Raw genomic sequence first — 15823 nt, forward strand, 5'->3', positions numbered from 1 at the left:
ACGAAAGGCACGCGATGAACGCGACCCATGCACCCCGAACCCCGCCCGGATTCCATCCGTCCGGCATCGACCTGGCCAACGTCGGCAAGGTCTTCAAGACCTCCCACGGCCAGCTCCGGGCGCTCGATCAGGTGACCCTCGGCTCGCCCCGGGGCAGCTTCCTGTCCTTGCTCGGGCCGTCCGGCTGCGGCAAGTCCACCATCCTGCGGATGCTCGCCGACCTGGACCAGCCCACGTCGGGCCAGCTGCTCGTCGACGGTCGTACGCCGGCCGAGCTGCGCACCCAGCACAGTCTTGGTGTCGCCTTCCAGGAGGCGGCGCTGCTGCCCTGGCGCACGGTGCGCGACAATATCGCCCTGCCGCTGACGGTGGCCGGCAAGCCGATCGACCGGGCCGAGATCCAGGACCTGGTCAGGCTCGTCGGGCTGGAGGGCTTCGAGAGCGCCCGCCCCGGCCAGCTCTCCGGCGGAATGCGGCAGCGGGTCTCGATCGCTCGCGCCCTGGCCCTGGAGCCGCTGGTGCTGCTGCTCGACGAGCCCTTCGGCGCGCTGGACGACATGACCCGGCAGCGGATGAACCTCGAGCTGCTCCGGATCTGGGGCGAGCGTCCCGCCACCACCCTGATGGTCACCCACGGCATCTCCGAGGCGGTGTTCCTCTCCGACATCGTCGCGGTGATGTCCGCCCGCCCCGGCCGCATCCGCGAGGTCATCGAGATCGACCTGCCCCGGCCGCGTACCCCCGAGCTCATGCGCACTCCCGAGTTCCGCGACTACGTCGACCGGGCCGCCGACCTGCTCTTCGCCCACGAAGGAGACGAACAAGCATCATGACCACACTCACCTGGAACCAGGCCCGAGCGCTCCCCAAGGCGGAGGTGCACCTGCACCTGGAGGGCTGCTTCGACCTGGCCGACCTGCTGCTGCTGGCGCGCGAGGCCGGCGCGCCGCTGCCCGGCCCGGCGGCGACCCTCTTCGACACCTCCACCCACACCGTCGAGCGCGACCCCGACGGCGCCGCGGTCAAGGGCATGGGCGTGGGCACCTTCCTGCAGTTCCTGGACTGGGAGGGCTCGCTGGTGCGCACCTACGACCAGCTCTTCGTGGCCGGCTATCGCGCCGCCGCCCGGGAGAGCGCCTCCGGCGTGAGGTACGCCGACATCATCGTCAACCCCACCCACTGGGGTGCCTGGGAGGGCCGGCTGGAGCTGTTCCTGCGCGCCATCACCGACGGCTTCGAGGCCGCCGCCAAGGACGGGCTGTGCGAGACCAGCCTCTGCGTCTCGCTGCTGCGCCAGCAGAGCGGCGAGTCCGCCCTGGAGGTCGTCAAGACGATGATCGACGCCGAGATCCCCCGCGTGGTCGCGCTGTCCATCGACGGCGACGAGACCCACGCCGGCGACACCAACGAACGATTCTCCCCGGCCTTCACCCTGGCCAGGGACGCCGGCTTCCGGCGTACCGTCCACACCGGCGAGTCCAGTGGGCCGCAGAGCGTCTGGGGCGCCATCGACCTGCTTCATGCCGAGCGCATCGACCACGGCGTACGCTCGATCGAGGACCCCGACCTGGTCAAGGAGCTGGTCGACCGGCAGATCCCCCTCGACATCTGTCCGCGCTCCAACGTCGAGGGCCTGCACATCTATCCGTCGCTGGCCGAGCATCCGATCGAGGCGCTGCGTGAGGCCGGCGTGATGGTGTCGATCAACACCGACGACCCGGCGCCGATGAGCGTCCGGCTGGAGGACGACTACGTCGACTGCGCCAACGCCTTCGGCTGGAGCATCGAGACGGTCAAGGAGCTGGCGGCCAACTCGGTCAACGCCAGCTTCGCCGCCGCCGCGATCAAGCAGGAGATCCTCGACGAGTTGGGCAGCTTCGAGGCCTGACATGCCCGCGCCCACCACCGCCCTGCGCGCCGGCGCCTCCGGCAGGCGCCGATTCGCGCTGCCCTCGCTGACCGCGCGAGGGCGGGCCATCGTGGCGATCGTGCTGTTCCTGGCGGTCTGGCAGATCCTGGCCGGAGTCATGTACGCCGACCTCTACACGATCGCCGATCCGATCGGCATCCTGACCACCGCGGTCTCCGACCTCGGGTTCGCTCGCGCCAACATCTGGACCACCGCCACCGAGGCGTGGTGGGGCTGGCTGCTCGGCAATGCGGTCGCGATCGTGGTGGCGATGGCGTGCGTGCTCGCGTCCTGGACCTCGGCGGTGCTGGTGCGCACCAGCGTGGTGCTCTACTGCCTGCCGGTGGTGGCGGTCGGGCCGATCCTGGCGGTGCTGTTCTCCCAGTACTGGGCCGTCGTGGTGGTCTCGGCCCAGGGCGTCTTCTTCACCACCCTGATCGGGGCGCTGCTCGGGCTGAGGTCGGCGGCGGCCTCCCAGCTGGACGTCGTCCACGCGGCCGGCGGCACCACCTGGCAGGCGATGGTGCGGGTCCGGTTCCGTGCCGCGGTGCCGGCGCTCTTCTCCGCCTTGCGGATCGCCGGGCCGCTGGCGGTGCTCGGCGCGATGATCGGCGAGTATCTGGGCGCCAAGCGAGGTCTGGGCGTGGCGATGGTCTATGCCCAGCAGTCCCTCAACGTGGACCGCACCTGGGCGCTGGCCTTCTATGCCACCGTGCTGGCCGCGGCGGCGTACCTGATCACCGCACTGGCGGAGCGCTACGTCTACTTCTGGAAGGGCGAGGAGCGGGCCGCCGACGTGTCGGTCGCCGACGCCGCCAGCCTGACCAGGCCCCGCCGGTGGTGGCACGCGCCGGTCCAACTGGTGGCCACCCTCGGCGTCGTGCTGGGCGGCTGGCAGGCGCTGGTCGCCTCCACCGACCCCTACTTCGGCAAGCGCCCGGCCGACGTGTGGAGGTTCGTCACCACCGCCGACCAGGACGTCCTGGCGCCGGTGTGGACGGCGCTCGGAGAGACGGTCGCGCACACCCTGAGCGGCTTCGTCGCGGGACTGGTCCTGGCGGTGCTGGGGGCGCTGCTGGTGGTCGCCTCGCCCACCGCGGAGGCGACGCTGATGCCGATCGCGATGACGCTGCGGACCGTCCCCCTGGTCGCCATGACCCCGCTGATCGCCCTGGTCTTCGGCCGCGGCTTCTGGTCGGTGCTGGTGGTCTCCGGGGTGGTGACCTTCTTCCCCGCGCTGGTCACCATCGTCGGCGGCCTCCGGGCGGTGCCGGCGGCGGCGGTCGAGATCGTGCAGGTCTACGGCGGCGGCCGCTGGGCGGCACTGCGGCTGGTGCGCATCCCCGCCGCGCTGCCGTCGATGTTCGCCGCCGCCCGGGTCAGCGCGCCGCTCGCGGTGACCGGAGCCCTGCTCGCCGAGTGGCTGGCCACCGGCAACGGCACCGGATTCATGATGCTGCGAGCCGGAGCGACCGGCAACTACAACGTGATGTGGACGCTCGTCGTCCTGGTCACCGTGCTGGCCGTGCTGCTGTACGGCGCGGCATCGCTGTGCGAGCGGATCGTGCAACGCGCCCGCACCTGAACCCTCCTCGGGGAGTCACCGGTCAACGCCGACCACGAAACCGGACTCATCTACCGCGACACGACCTCAGGAAGGCACCACATGAACACCCTCGCCTCACCCACTCGCCTCACACCCTCACGACGCTCGCTCCTGCGAGGCGTCCTCGGCGTCGGCGCCCTCACCGTCGGCGCGCCGCTGCTGGCAGCCTGCGGCTCCGACGACGACTCCTCCTCCGACGGCTCGTCCGGCTCGGGCTCGCTCGCCGGGTCCTTCCAGACCGGCTGGGTGCCCACCGTCGAGCAGGCCGGCACCTATGTCGGGGACGACAAAGGCTACTTCGCCGCTGCCGGCCTCGACCTGACGATCCTGGCCGGTGGCCCCAACACCGCGGTCGACTCGGTGGTCATCTCCGGGGACGCCTTCGTCGGCAACTCCAACACCGACGCGGTGGCCGAGATGATCCAGAACGGTGCCGCGGTGAAGGTGATCGCCGCCCGGTTCCAGAAGAGCCCGTTCTGCGTCTACTCCCTGGCCGACAAGGCGCTGACCACGCCGCAGGAGCTGGTGGGCAAGAAGATCGGCGTGGCCGCCGCCAACGAGGCGCCCTTCAAGACCTTCCTGGCCATCAACGGGGTCGACGTCAAGGACGTGACCATCGTGCCGGTGCAGTTCGACCCCGCACCGACCGCGAACGGCGAGGTCGACGCTCAGGCGGGCTTCTCCATCGACCAGCCGGCCACGCTGAAGGCGCAGGGCCTCGACGTACACACGATGCTCTTCTCCGACTTCGGCTACTCGATCTACTCCAGCGCCCTGTTCGCCACCACCAAGACGATCTCCGAGCGGCCGGACCTGCTCAAGGCATTCCTGACCGGTGAGCGCAAGGGCTGGCAGGGCAACTACCAGGACCCGGCCGAGGGCGCCCGGCTGGCGGTCGAGGTCTACGGCAAGGACACCGGCCTGGACCTGGCCCAGCAGACCCTGGCCTCGGAGGCCACCAAGGACCTGGTCGTCTCCGACGAGGTCGGCCCCGAGGAGATCCTCGCCCTTACCGACACCATGATCGGCAAGAACATCGACACGCTCAAGCAGATCGGCACCGACATCACCGCCGACGACCTTTTCGACACCTCCATCCTGGAGAGCCTCTGATGACGGCCGTCTCGCCGGCCCCGGCCGAGGCGACCGCGCACACCAGCCGGTGGCCGATGACGCCGGAGCTGGCGGCGCTGCCCAAGGTGGAGATGCATATCCACCTGGACGGCACCCTGGAGCCCGCGATGAAGCTGGCGCTGGCCCGGCGCAACGGCGTGACCATTGCACAGTCGAGCGAGGAGGAGATCCGCGACTCGTTCGTCTTCCACGACCTGCCCACCTTCCTGGCGGTGCACTACTCCAATATGGACGTCCTGTGGACGAGCCTGGACTACGAGGAGCTCTGCTACGCCTACCTCAGTACGGCGGCGAGTCAGGGTGTCCGGCACGCCGAGATGTTCTTCGACCCCCAGCTGCACACCAGCCGGGGCGTGCCGTTCGACGACATCGTGCGCGGCTACCGGCGCGCCATCGTGCGAGCACGCAGCGACTTCGGGGTCACCGCCGAGCTGATCATGTGCTTCCTGCGGGACTACGGCGCCGACCACGCGATGACCACGCTGATGTCGGCGCTGCGCTACCGGGACTGGATCATCGGCGTGGGCCTGGACTCCGACGAGCTCCGGCACCCGCCGGCCGAGTACGCCGCCGTCTTCGGGCGGGCCCGGCGCGAGGGCTTCCAGATCACCATGCACTGCGACGTGGACCAGGTCGACAGCACCGAGCACATCCGGCAGGCCATCGAGGACCTCGGCACCCAGCGCATCGACCACGGCCTCAACGTGATGGAGTCCGACGCCCTGGTCGAGCTCGCCAGGACCCGGCGGATCGGGTTCACCGTCTGCCCGCTGCCCTATTCCACGCATCCCACCCGGGGGCTTCCGGAGCTGGAGGTGATCCGGGGGATGCTCGACGCCGGCCTGCTGGTCTCGGTGGGCTCCGACGACCCGCCGTACTTCGGCGGCTACCTCGGCGACAACCTCCAGTTCATGGCCGAGGTGGGCGGCTTCACCCTCCAGGAGCTGTGGCTGACCCAGGTCCACGCGGTCGACATCGCCTGGGTGAGCGCCCGCCGGCGCCAGGAGCTGCTGGAGGAGCTGGCCGGCTACGCCCGCGACCACGCCCTCGACCCGAGCGCCGCCGAATGACGACGCCCGTCGGCGCGGCCGGAGCCCTCGCGGCGCTCCGGTCCGGACAGGTCACGGCGGTCGGCCTGCTCACCGGCTGCCTGGCGGCGGTGGAGGCCGGCGCCGCGATCAACTCGGTGGTCCGGCTCGACGCCGAGCGGGCGTTGGCCAGGGCCGCCGAGATCGACCGGCAGCTGGCCGACGGCCAGGACCTGCCTGCGCTCGCCGGGCTGCCGATCACCGTAAAGGACTCCTTCGACGTCGCCGGCCTGGAGAGCGGCCAGGGGCTCGACCGGCCCGACCACCTGGCCGAGAGCGACGCCCCCGCGGTGGCCGCGCTGCGCGCGGCCGGTGCGGTGATCCTCGGCAAGACCAACGTGCCTGCCCGGCTGGCGGACTACCAGGCGAGCTCCGGCGAGTTCGGGCAGACCCTCAACCCGGCCGACCCGACCCGCACCGCGGGCGGCTCGTCGGGAGGCGGTGCCGCGGTCGCGGCGGGGCAGAGCCTCCTCGACCTCGGCAGCGACATGGCCGGGTCGGTGCGGATACCCGCGGCCTACTGCGGCATCGCCGCCTGGCGGCCGACCCATGGCCTGGTCTCCAAGGAGCGGCATCTGCCCTGGCCAGGGTCGTTGACGGTGGTGCCGCCCGCCTCCACCCCCGGCCTGTTGGCTCCCCGGGTCGCCGACCTGGTCGCCCCGGCGGCGGTGCTGGCCGGCACCGCCGCGCCCCGCTCTCGGGAGCCGCGGGTGATCGGGGTCTGGCGCTCCGGGTGGCCGCTCCTGGGCGCCGAGGTCGCCGCCGTCATCGACTCCTGGCTCGACGCCGCCCGCGAGGCGGGCCTGGAGATCGTCGAGATCGCCCCGGCGCTCGCCGACCGGTCGGGTGCGGAGGTCTACGAGGGCCTGATCGCCGCCGAGATCGCCCACGGCGCCGGCGACACCGCCGCGGCACCCCCCTTGCTCGACCTGCTGGAGCGGCAGCAGCGGGCGGTGGCCGAGTGGGAGCGACTGACCGAGGGCGTCGACGCGGTGCTCGCCCCGGTCGCTCCCGTGGTCGCGCCGCGGCTCTCCGAGGTCCCGGTGGCCGAGCGGCAGATCCTGATCGACGGCGTCGAGCACCCGGCCTCGCAGATGCTGGTCTGGGCCAAGGTCACCTCGTTGCCGCAGGCGCCCAGCGTGACCACGCCGATCGGCCGCGGAGCCGACTCCGGGATGCCGGTCGGGGTGCAGTTCATCGGCCGCCGTCACCACGACCTCGACCTGATCGCGGCCATCGCCGTACTCGAGGCCCGTGGTCTCGTCGGGCCGACGACCCTGCCCACGACCCCGTCCATCGACTCCGGAGAAGCCTCATGACCGACCCCACTCGACCGCCGGCCCCCGCCGGGCAGGAGCACGTCGTCGACCTCGCCGTGGTCGGCGGGAGCGTGCTGACTCCGGCCGGCTTCCGGGCCGGCATGACCGTGCTCGTCGACGACGGCGTCATCGCCGGGATAGAAGACGGCGAGACCCCGGTACGGGCGAGGCGAGTGATCCGCGCGGACCGCTCGGCGGTGATCCCCGGGTTCGTGGACTCCCACACCCACATCGCCTCCAATGTGATGCTGCGGGGCCTGTTGGAGGACACCGAGCTGTTCGCCTGGCTGGACACGATGTGGCGGATGAAGCGCCTCTTCGACCACGAGACCCTCGAGCTGGCCTCGCTGTGCGGGCTGATCGAGATGGCCCGGTCGGGCATCACCTGCTTCAACGAGCACTTCGACGGCTACGCCGTACGCCCGCAGACACGGGCCCTGGAGCAGGTCCGGCTGCGGGCCACGCTCGGCTACGGATTCGCCGACGGCGGCGTGTACGCCGATGTCGGCACCTGGTCGTGGTGGGCGGTGGAGAGCTTCGACGAGGCCACCGCCGGCGTCGAGGCCGACGGCGACCGGGTCCGGCTGGGCATCTCGCCACATGCGGTGTACTCGTGCTCCCCCGAGCTGTGGCGCGCCACCAGGGAGCTGGCGACCGAGCGCGGGCTGATCATCCACACCCATGTCGCCGAGGGGATGCGGGAGCAGCAGTTCATGGAGTCGACGTACGGGATGACGACCGTGGCGTGGCTGGACTCCCTGGGCGTGCTGGGCCCGGACGTGACCGCCGCCCACTGCACCCAGCTGAGCGCGAGCGACATCGCGGTGCTGGCCGAGCGCGGCGTCAAGGTGGCGCACTGTCCGGTGTGCAACGAGAAGCTGGTCTCGGGCCGGATGGACCTCAAGGCGCTGATCGGAGCCGGGGTCACGGTCGGGCTGGCCACCGACGGACCGGCCAGCCACAACACCCTGGACATGTTCGAGGAGATGAAGTTCGCCGCCAACATCCACAAGGGCGCCTACCTGGATCCCACCTTCCTGACCGCCTCGGAGCTGCTGCACCTGGCCACCGCCGGGTCGGCGCGGGCGATGCATCGCCCGGAGCTGGGGACGCTGACCCCCGGCGCCCCGGCGGACCTGGTCGTGGTGGACCTGGACCGGGCGCACACGGCGCCGGCCTACGACGTGGCCAATGCGCTGGTCTACTGCAGTCGCGCCGACGACGTGACCCACACCGTGGTGGCCGGGACGGTGGTCTTCGACGGAGAGGTGGTCGGCGTGGACGAGGAGCGCACCCTGGCGCTGTTGCGGGAGAGGGCCTACGCGCTCCGGGACCGGGTCAGCGATCGGGCCAGTGATCGGGCCGGCGCCGGGAGCAGCCGATGAGCGCGACGCTGCCCGACCTGCTGATCCGGGCCGACTGGATGATCCTCGGCGGCGGCCGGGCGCCGCTGCCGGACGTCACGGTCACCGTCGAGCACGGGCTGGTCAGCTCGGTGACCTCCGGTCCCACCCCGGCGCCGGCGGCGGCGAAGCGGCTGATCGACGCCGGCAATGCGGTGCTGATGCCGGGGTTCGTGGACCCGCACACCCACATCGCCTCGAACATGCTGCTCCGGGGGCTGCTGGACGACCTGGCCGGGACCGAGCAGTTCACCTGGCTGGAGCGGATGTGGTCGATCAAGCTCAATGTCGACCACGAGACGCTGTACTGGGCCTCGCTGGCCGGACTGGTCGAGATGGCCAAGGCCGGGATCACCTGCTTCAACGAGCACTTCGACGGTTACGCCGTACGGCCGCAGGCGCGGGCGCTCCAGCGGCTGCCGCTGCGAGCCACGCTCGGGTTCGGGTTCGCCGACGGTGCGGAGACCGGCCTGTACGCCGACCTGGCGGACTGGTCGTTCAAGGCGCTGGAGGACTGGGATGCGGCCATCGAGGGCGTGGAGCACGACGGCGACCGGGTGCGGCTGGCGCTGTCGCCGCACGCGCCGTACTCCACCTCGCCGGCCCTGTGGCGAGGCACCCGGGAGCTGGCGAGCGAGCGCGGGCTGACGATCCACACCCATGTGGCCGAGGGGCTGCGGGAGGTGGACTACCTGCGGACCTATCACGGTCGCCCGTCGACGGTGGCCTGGCTGGAGGAGATGGGGTTCCTCGGTCCGGACGTGACCGCGGCGCATTGCTCGGTCACCGACGCCACCGATCGGCAGGCGCTGGCGCGGCACGGCGTCAAGGTGGCGCACTGTCCGATCTCCAACGCCCGAGGCGCGTCGGGACGGATGGACCTGCGCGGCATGTGGGAGGCGGGCGTGCACGTCGGGCTGGCCACCGACGGCCCGGCCGGCCACAACACCCTGGACATGTTCCAGGAGATGAAGTTCGCGGCGATCACCCACAAGCAGGCGACCGACGATCCGACCTTCCTGACGACCCGGCAGGTGCTCGACCTGGCCACCCGCGACGCGGCGGTGGCGATGCACCGGCCGGAGCTGGGGCGGATCGAGGTGGGCGCCCCGGCGGACCTGGCCGTGGTGTCCCTGGCCGGGGCCCACGTGCAGCCGATGTACGACGTCGAGGCGGCACTGGTCTACTCCAGCCGCGCCGACGACGTCACCCACACCATCGTCGGTGGCCGGGTGCTGGTCGACAACGGCGAGGTGGTGGGTCTCGACCAGGCCGAGATCACGGCGAGGTTCCGGGAGTCCGCGCTCGCGCTGGCCCGCCGCTCGCTGTAATACCGGCCCCGCCCCCAGGCGCGAGTCGGCAGAAGTGCTGGTGTGAGAAGTGCCGAGTCGGCAGAAGTGCGGGTGTGAGAAGTGCCGAGTCGGCAGAAGTGCTGGCTCAGAAGACGCCGAGTCGGCAGAAGTGCGGGCGGCGGACCTGCACTTGTGCCGACTCGGCGGTCTGGGGGCCTGCACTTGTGCCGACTCGGCGGTCTGGGGGCCTGCACTTGTGCCGACTCGGCGGTCTGGGGGCCTGCACTTCTGCCGACTCGGCGGGCCGGTCGTTGTCGGGCGTGGCCCTTGGCGCACGCACAGCGTGCTGCCAGATAGGGCTCGTACCGTTGTCCTATGGCCGCAGGGGTGCCAACTCCCGCGCAGGCCGGCCCGGTGCCGGCCGAGCCCGCGACGCCCCCACAGCGGACTCGGCCGGCGTTGGTGGCCGGCTTGGCGACAGTCGCCGTGCTGGCCGCGGTGCTGGCCGTGGCGGCGCTTGTGCTCCGGTTGCTCGGAGACGACGACGAGCCGACGGCGAGGCCCGTGGCCACCGCCAGCCCCAGCGAGACGCCGCCTACCGTCAGCGACGTCTTCGCCGCCGTCGCCCCGTCGGTGGTCGTCGTCCGCACCGAGAATGGTGCGCTCGGCACCGGCACCGTGGTCGCCGACGACGGCACCATCCTGACCGCCAATCACGTCGTCGCCGACGGCAGCCCTGTCACGGTCGTCTTCTCCGACGGCACGGAGAGCCAGGCAGCGGTCGCTTCCGCCGACCCCGGCCAGGACATCGCCACCCTGACACCGGCCGGCCTCCCCGACGTACTCGTCCCCGCCACCCTCGGCGGTGGCGCCCAGCCTGGTGCCGACGTCATCGTCATCGGCAACCCGCTCGGCCTGACCTACAGCGTCTCCAGCGGGATCGTCTCCGGCCTCGACCGAACCACCGACGAGTCGGCAGGGAACCTGACCGGCCTGATCCAGTTCGACGCCTCCGTCAACCCTGGCAGCTCCGGCGGGCCGCTGCTCGACGGCGACGGCCTGGTCGTCGGCGTGGTCGTCGCCATCGCCGACCCAGGCAAGGACGACGCCTTCGCCGGCATCGGCTTCGCCGTGCCCATCGCCACCGCACTCGCCGGCGGCGATGGGGACGGCGCCGGCGGGGGAGGACCCCAGATCTAGACAAGAAGGAGTGCCCATGGCCGCCGCATCACCACTCGAGCAGGTCCTGTTCGAGGTCAAGCGCACCATCGTCGGGCAGGACGTACTGCTCGAGCGGATGGCGATCGCGCTGCTCGCCGACGGGCATCTCCTCGTCGAGGGCGTGCCCGGGCTCGCCAAGACCCTCGCCGTCAACTCGCTCGCCAAGGCGGTCGGCGGGCGGTTCCAGCGCATCCAGTTCACTCCCGACCTGGTGCCGGCCGACCTCGTCGGCACCACCGTCTACGTGCCGCATGCGGGAGAGTTCCAGACCTCGCTCGGCCCCGTCTTCGCCAACCTGTTGCTCGCCGACGAGATCAACCGCGCCCCGGCCAAGGTGCAGAGCGCGCTGCTGGAGGTGATGCAGGAGCACCAGGTCACCATCGGCAAGCAGACCCACCCGGTGCCCGAGCCGTTCCTGGTGATGGCGACCCAGAACCCCATCGAGTCCGAGGGCACCTATCCGCTGCCCGAGGCGCAGGTCGACCGCTTCATGATGAAGGTCGTCATCGGCTACCCCAGCGTCGCGGAGGAGCACGCCATCGTGGAGCGTGCCCTCGGACCGGCCGCTGAGATCCAGCCGATGATTGGGCCGGCGGACCTGCTCACCATGCGGGCCCGGGTCCGAGAGGTGTACGTCGACCCGGGCATCGTCGACTACGCCGTCCGGCTGGTCGCCGCCACCCGCTCGCCGGGGACCGTCGGGCTGGGCGAGCTCGACCGCTACGTCACCTACGGCGCCAGTCCTCGAGCCAGCATCGCGCTGGTGCTGGCGGCCCGGGCGCTGGCCTTCCTGCGCGGCCGCGACTACGTGCTGCCGCCCGATCTCGCCGAGATCGCGCTCGACGTGCTGCGCCACCGCGTCGTGCTCTCCTACGAGGCGCTTGCCGATGACATCGACCCCGACACCGTGGTGACCAGCGTGCTGACTGCCGTGGCGGCGCCTACGGTGGTGCTTCAGGGCCGATGACATGACCCCCGACCGGCTGCTGCAGCGCCTGGAGTGGCGCGTCGTCCGTCGCCTCGATGGACGGCTGCAGGGCGCCTTCCGCACTGCGCAGCGGGGCACTGGCCTGGATCTGGCCGGGATCAGGCCGTACGCCGCTGGGGACGACGCCCGGGCCATCGACTGGAACGCCACCGCCCGGCTCGATGAGCCACAGGTGCGGCAGTTCGTCGCCGAGCGCGACCTGACCTCGTGGCTGGTGCTCGACCGGTCGGCCTCGATGCAGGTCGGCGCGCCCGGCCGCGGCAAGCACGACGTGCTGGTCGAGCTCGCACTCGCCCTGACCCGGCTGTTGGGGCGCTCCGGCAACCGTGTCGGTGCGGTGGTGTACGGCGGGGACCGGGCGCACGTCGTACCCCCTCGGACGGGACGCTCCCAAGCCCTGCGCGTCGCCGCCGCGCTCGCCCGCCAGGCGTCGTCGCGTCGGGAGACCACCGACCTTGCCGCCATGGTGGATGCGGCAGCCAGCGTGGCCCGTCGGCGGGCGCTGGTCGTGGTGGTCTCCGACTTCATCGGCGAGGGCGACTGGCAGCGCGCCCTGCTGCGACTCGCGCACCGGCACGAGGTGGTCGCCCTGCGGATCGTCGACGAAGCCGACGACGCGCTGCCCGACGTCGGCCTCGTCGTCGTGGAGGACGCCGAGACCGGTGAGCAGCTCCTCGTCGACACCAGCGACCCGCTGGTACGGGCCGGACTCGTCTCCGCCGTCGGCGCCCGCGACGGCGAGATCGACGCCGGTATGCGACGTGCCCGGGTGCCGGTCCACCGCATCGACACCCGCGCCGACCTCGTCGCGGCTCTGGTCGACGTCGTCACCGCCACCCAGCGGCGGGTCCCATGACATTCGGCCAGCCGTTGTTGCTCGTCGTCGGTCTGGCGGTCACGGCAGCCCTGGTGGCGGGCACCGTGAACGTCGCCCGACGCCGGCGCGCTGCCCTGGCCGCGGCCGGGATCGCGGCGGGCCGCGGCCGCCAGCCCGGCGGCTGGCTCACCCTGGCCGGCATCGTCGTACTCGCCGTCGCGGGCGCCGGTCCCACCGCCTCGATCTCCGTGCCGCAGCAGTCGGGCACGCTCATCCTGGCCGTGGACGTCTCGGGCAGCATGGCCGCCGACGATGTCGCCCCGTCCCGGCTCGCCGCCGCCCAGCAGGCCGCCCTCGACATCATCGCCGCGCAGCCGTCCTCGGTCGATATCGGCGTCGTCGCCTTCGAGCAGGGTGCCCTGACGACCTCGCTGCCGAGCGCCGACCACACCACCGCCGAGGCCGCGATCGATCGGCTCCAGGTCAGCGGCGGCACCTCGCTCGGCCAGGCGATCCTGACCGCACTCTCCGCGATCACCGGCGACCCGGTCGGGATCGGGGAGGACGGCAGCCTCCCCGACATCGGCTACTGGGGATCGGCGACGATCGTGCTGCTCTCGGACGGCGGCCACGAGAACGAGCCCGACGGCGCCGCCGTCCAGGCCGCCACGCTCGCGCAGAATGCCGGCGTCCACATCGACACCGTCGGCGTGGGCACTCCCGGCGGCACGACCGTCGAGGTGGACGGCTACCGGCTCCACACCGCACTCGATGAGGAGACGCTCACCGCCGTCGCCGAGACCACCGGCGGCAGCTACCTGTCGGCGAGCGACGCCGGCCAGCTCGCCGACGTCTCTGACGCCGTCGACCTGCGGCTCACCGTCGAGGACCAGGACGTCCCGCTCGCCGGCGGCTTCATCGCTGCCGCGCTGGTGCTGCTCGGTCTCGGTGCTGTGCTCACCGTGCTCCGCAACGGGAGGCTGGTATGACATTCGCCTGGCCGCTGGCGCTGCTGGCCCTGCTGTTGGTCCCACTGCTGTTCGCGGTCGCCTGGTGGTCGCGCCGTCGCCGGCGGCGGGCGGCGATCAGGGTGACCTCGGTGGCGCTGGTGCGCAGCGCCCTGCCGCGACACTCCTCCTGGCGGCGCCGGCTGCCGCCGGCGCTGCTCGCGCTCGGCCTGCTCGTCCTCGCCGTCGGCGCGGCCCGGCCACAGGTCTCCGTGCCGGTGCCGGTCAACGGCACCACGATCGTGCTGGCGATGGACGTCTCCCAGTCGATGTGCTCCACCGACGTCGACCCCAACCGGCTCACCGTCGCCCAGGACGCGGCGCTGGACTTCCTCGACGACCAGCCCGCGGGAGTGCGCATCGGCCTGGTCACCTTTGCCGGCACCGCCGGCCTGCTGGTCCCACCGACCGACGACCTCGACGAGGTCCGCGACGCGATCGAGGGCTTCCAGGTCTCCCGGGGCACCGCCGTCGGCTCGGCCATCCTCACCTCACTCGACGCGATCTCCGAGGTGGATCCCTCGGTCGCACCGAGCGGGGTGGAGGTCGACGGGACGGCGCCGTCCTACGTTCCCCACGTCGTCGTCGTCCTCACCGACGGCGCGACCACGCAGGGAGTCGACCCTGCCCTGGCGGCGCAGGCCGCGGCGGCGCGAGGCGTGCGCGTCTTCACCATCGGCTTCGGCACCACGAACCCCTCGGTCGGGGTCTGTGACTCCTCGCAGCTGGACGGGGACGACCCGGGCTTCGGCGGTGGCTTCGGTGGCGGTGACGGCGGTCGGGGTGGCAACCCCCTGGTGGTCGACGAGGAGGCGTTGACGCAGATCGCGGAGACGACCGGCGCCACCTACTACCAGGCCGAGAGCGCCGACGAGCTGAGCGACGCCCTCGCTGACCTGCCGAGCACCCTCAGCGTGGTTCGCGAGGACCGGGACGTGGCGGCCTGGCTCGCGGCCGCCGGGGGTCTCCTGATCGCCGTCGCGACGGGCCTCTCGCTGTGGTTCGGGCGGGTGCGGTGATCTCGACTCCGGGGGCGGAGGGTCAGACAGGCGGAGCGACGAAGAGGCCGTCGTCCTGCTCGTTCATCATCTGCTCGTAGATGACCTCGTACGCCGGGCCCGCGGTGCCCCACTGGTCGTAGACCTTCGGGTCGGTGGCGTCGAAGACGGACGGGTGCCAGCTGTCCTCGTCGACCAGCTCGAGCTCAGTGGTGTACTCCACCACGTTGCCGTGCGGGTCCAGGAAGTAGGAGAAGGTGTTCTGCCCGATCCGGTGCCGCCCCGGACCCCACAGCTTCTGCACGCCGGCGCGCATCAGCCGGCCGGACCCGCGCATGTACTCGTCGATGCCGCGCATCTCGAACGAGATGTGGTTGAGCGAGGTGTAGGGGCCCTTGGCGATGCCGATGCTGTGGTGGGTGGGCGAGGTACGCATGAAGTAGAGCAGCTCGCCGTGGCTCGGGTGGGCGAGGGTGTCGGTCAGCTTGAAGTCGAAGTGCCTCTCATAGAACGCCCGGGTGCGGTTGATGTCGAGGGAGTTGAAGACCGCGTGGGAGAGCCGGACGGGGATGTCCTCGCCCTGCTCGACCTTGCGGTGGACCCGGGTCTCGACGTCCGAGGAGATCTCGACGGTGCGGCCGTCGCAGTCGAAGAAGCGGAATCCGAAGCCGCCGCCCGGCGTCTGCAGCTTGTCCGGCTCGCTGACGAGCTTCACCCCGTCCTCGGCGAGCGCCTGGGCCAGCCGTACGACGGTCGCCTCGTCCCGGGCGCCGAAGGAGATCAGGTCGAGGCGCTTGTCCTCGTCCTTGCGCAACCGCACGGAGTACTGCTCTGGGGAGCCCGCCGCCGCGAGGTAGACGACGCCGCCGTCCTCGGCGACCTGGGTCAGTCCCCACTGCTCGGTGTAGAAGCGCACCTGGCGCTTGAAGTCCGGCACCGCGAGGTCTACGTGCCGTAGGTGGGTGAGTGGCCAATCGATCATGCCGGACGTCCTCCTTGGCGCCGCGATATATGGACAGCTATATGGTGGATGCCACTTCC

At 71.6% G+C, this 15823-nt stretch carries 14 protein-coding genes; 13 read left to right on the plus strand and 1 reads right to left on the minus strand.

Annotation, left to right across the window (positions count from 1 at the left end; all coding sequences use genetic code 11):
* Nucleotides 1–14 precede the first annotated feature (14 nt).
* The 13 genes from QM595_RS14840 (at nt 15) to QM595_RS14900 (ending at nt 14803) form a co-directional block, all read left to right on the plus strand.
* On the plus strand, nt 15–833 hold the full coding sequence (locus tag QM595_RS14840) for an ABC transporter ATP-binding protein (protein WP_415172346.1): 819 nt from the start codon (nt 15–17) through the stop codon (nt 831–833).
* Nucleotides 830–1888 carry an adenosine deaminase gene (gene add / locus QM595_RS14845; RefSeq protein ID WP_415172347.1) on the plus strand — a complete coding sequence of 353 codons (1059 nt, stop codon included), beginning with the start codon at nt 830–832 and terminating at the stop codon, nt 1886–1888. Before QM595_RS14840 ends, add (QM595_RS14845) begins: the two co-directional genes overlap by 4 nt.
* 1 nt (nt 1889) lies before the next feature.
* Complete coding sequence (locus QM595_RS14850; RefSeq protein WP_415172348.1) at nt 1890–3494, plus strand: ABC transporter permease; 1605 nt, start codon at nt 1890–1892, stop codon at nt 3492–3494.
* Nucleotides 3495–3575: 81 nt separating this feature from the next.
* Nucleotides 3576–4628: an ABC transporter substrate-binding protein gene (locus tag QM595_RS14855; protein WP_415172349.1), complete on the plus strand. Its 1053-nt coding sequence runs from the start codon at nt 3576–3578 to the stop codon at nt 4626–4628.
* The gene (gene add / locus QM595_RS14860; RefSeq protein ID WP_415172350.1) at nt 4628–5719 is read left to right on the plus strand and encodes an adenosine deaminase; all 1092 of its coding nucleotides are present in this window, start codon (nt 4628–4630) and stop codon (nt 5717–5719) included. Before QM595_RS14855 ends, add (QM595_RS14860) begins: the two co-directional genes overlap by 1 nt.
* Complete coding sequence (locus QM595_RS14865) at nt 5716–7056, plus strand: amidase family protein (protein ID WP_415172351.1); 1341 nt, start codon at nt 5716–5718, stop codon at nt 7054–7056. The genes add (QM595_RS14860) and QM595_RS14865 overlap by 4 nt, the downstream gene beginning before the upstream one ends.
* Entirely contained in the window at nt 7053–8441 is a 1389-nt protein-coding gene (locus tag QM595_RS14870; RefSeq protein ID WP_415172352.1) for an amidohydrolase family protein, read from the plus strand. The genes QM595_RS14865 and QM595_RS14870 overlap by 4 nt, the downstream gene beginning before the upstream one ends.
* Entirely contained in the window at nt 8438–9790 is a 1353-nt protein-coding gene (locus tag QM595_RS14875) for an amidohydrolase family protein (protein WP_415172353.1), read from the plus strand. Before QM595_RS14870 ends, QM595_RS14875 begins: the two co-directional genes overlap by 4 nt.
* Nucleotides 9791–10126: 336 nt before the next feature.
* Nucleotides 10127–10951: a S1C family serine protease gene (locus QM595_RS14880; RefSeq protein ID WP_415172354.1), complete on the plus strand. Its 825-nt coding sequence runs from the start codon at nt 10127–10129 to the stop codon at nt 10949–10951.
* Nucleotides 10952–10967: 16 nt separating this feature from the next.
* Nucleotides 10968–11939: an AAA family ATPase gene (locus QM595_RS14885; protein WP_415172355.1), complete on the plus strand. Its 972-nt coding sequence runs from the start codon at nt 10968–10970 to the stop codon at nt 11937–11939.
* A gap of 1 nt (nt 11940) precedes the next feature.
* The gene (locus tag QM595_RS14890) at nt 11941–12816 is read left to right on the plus strand and encodes a DUF58 domain-containing protein (protein ID WP_415172356.1); all 876 of its coding nucleotides are present in this window, start codon (nt 11941–11943) and stop codon (nt 12814–12816) included.
* A complete protein-coding gene (locus QM595_RS14895; protein ID WP_415172357.1) occupies nt 12813–13766 on the plus strand; it encodes a VWA domain-containing protein in 954 nt (317 codons plus the stop codon). Before QM595_RS14890 ends, QM595_RS14895 begins: the two co-directional genes overlap by 4 nt.
* On the plus strand, nt 13763–14803 hold the full coding sequence (locus QM595_RS14900) for a VWA domain-containing protein (RefSeq protein ID WP_415172358.1): 1041 nt from the start codon (nt 13763–13765) through the stop codon (nt 14801–14803). The genes QM595_RS14895 and QM595_RS14900 overlap by 4 nt, the downstream gene beginning before the upstream one ends.
* 22 nt (nt 14804–14825) lie before the next feature.
* Here the strand turns inward: QM595_RS14900 and QM595_RS14905 are convergent, their stop codons facing one another.
* Nucleotides 14826–15764, minus strand: coding sequence for a VOC family protein (locus QM595_RS14905; RefSeq protein WP_415172359.1), 939 nt, complete (start codon nt 15762–15764; stop codon nt 14826–14828).
* Between the last annotated feature and the right edge of the window lie 59 nt (nt 15765–15823).

The sequence above is a fragment of the Nocardioides sp. genome, from assembly GCF_047607185.1.
GTDB lineage: Bacteria > Actinomycetota > Actinomycetes > Propionibacteriales > Nocardioidaceae > Nocardioides.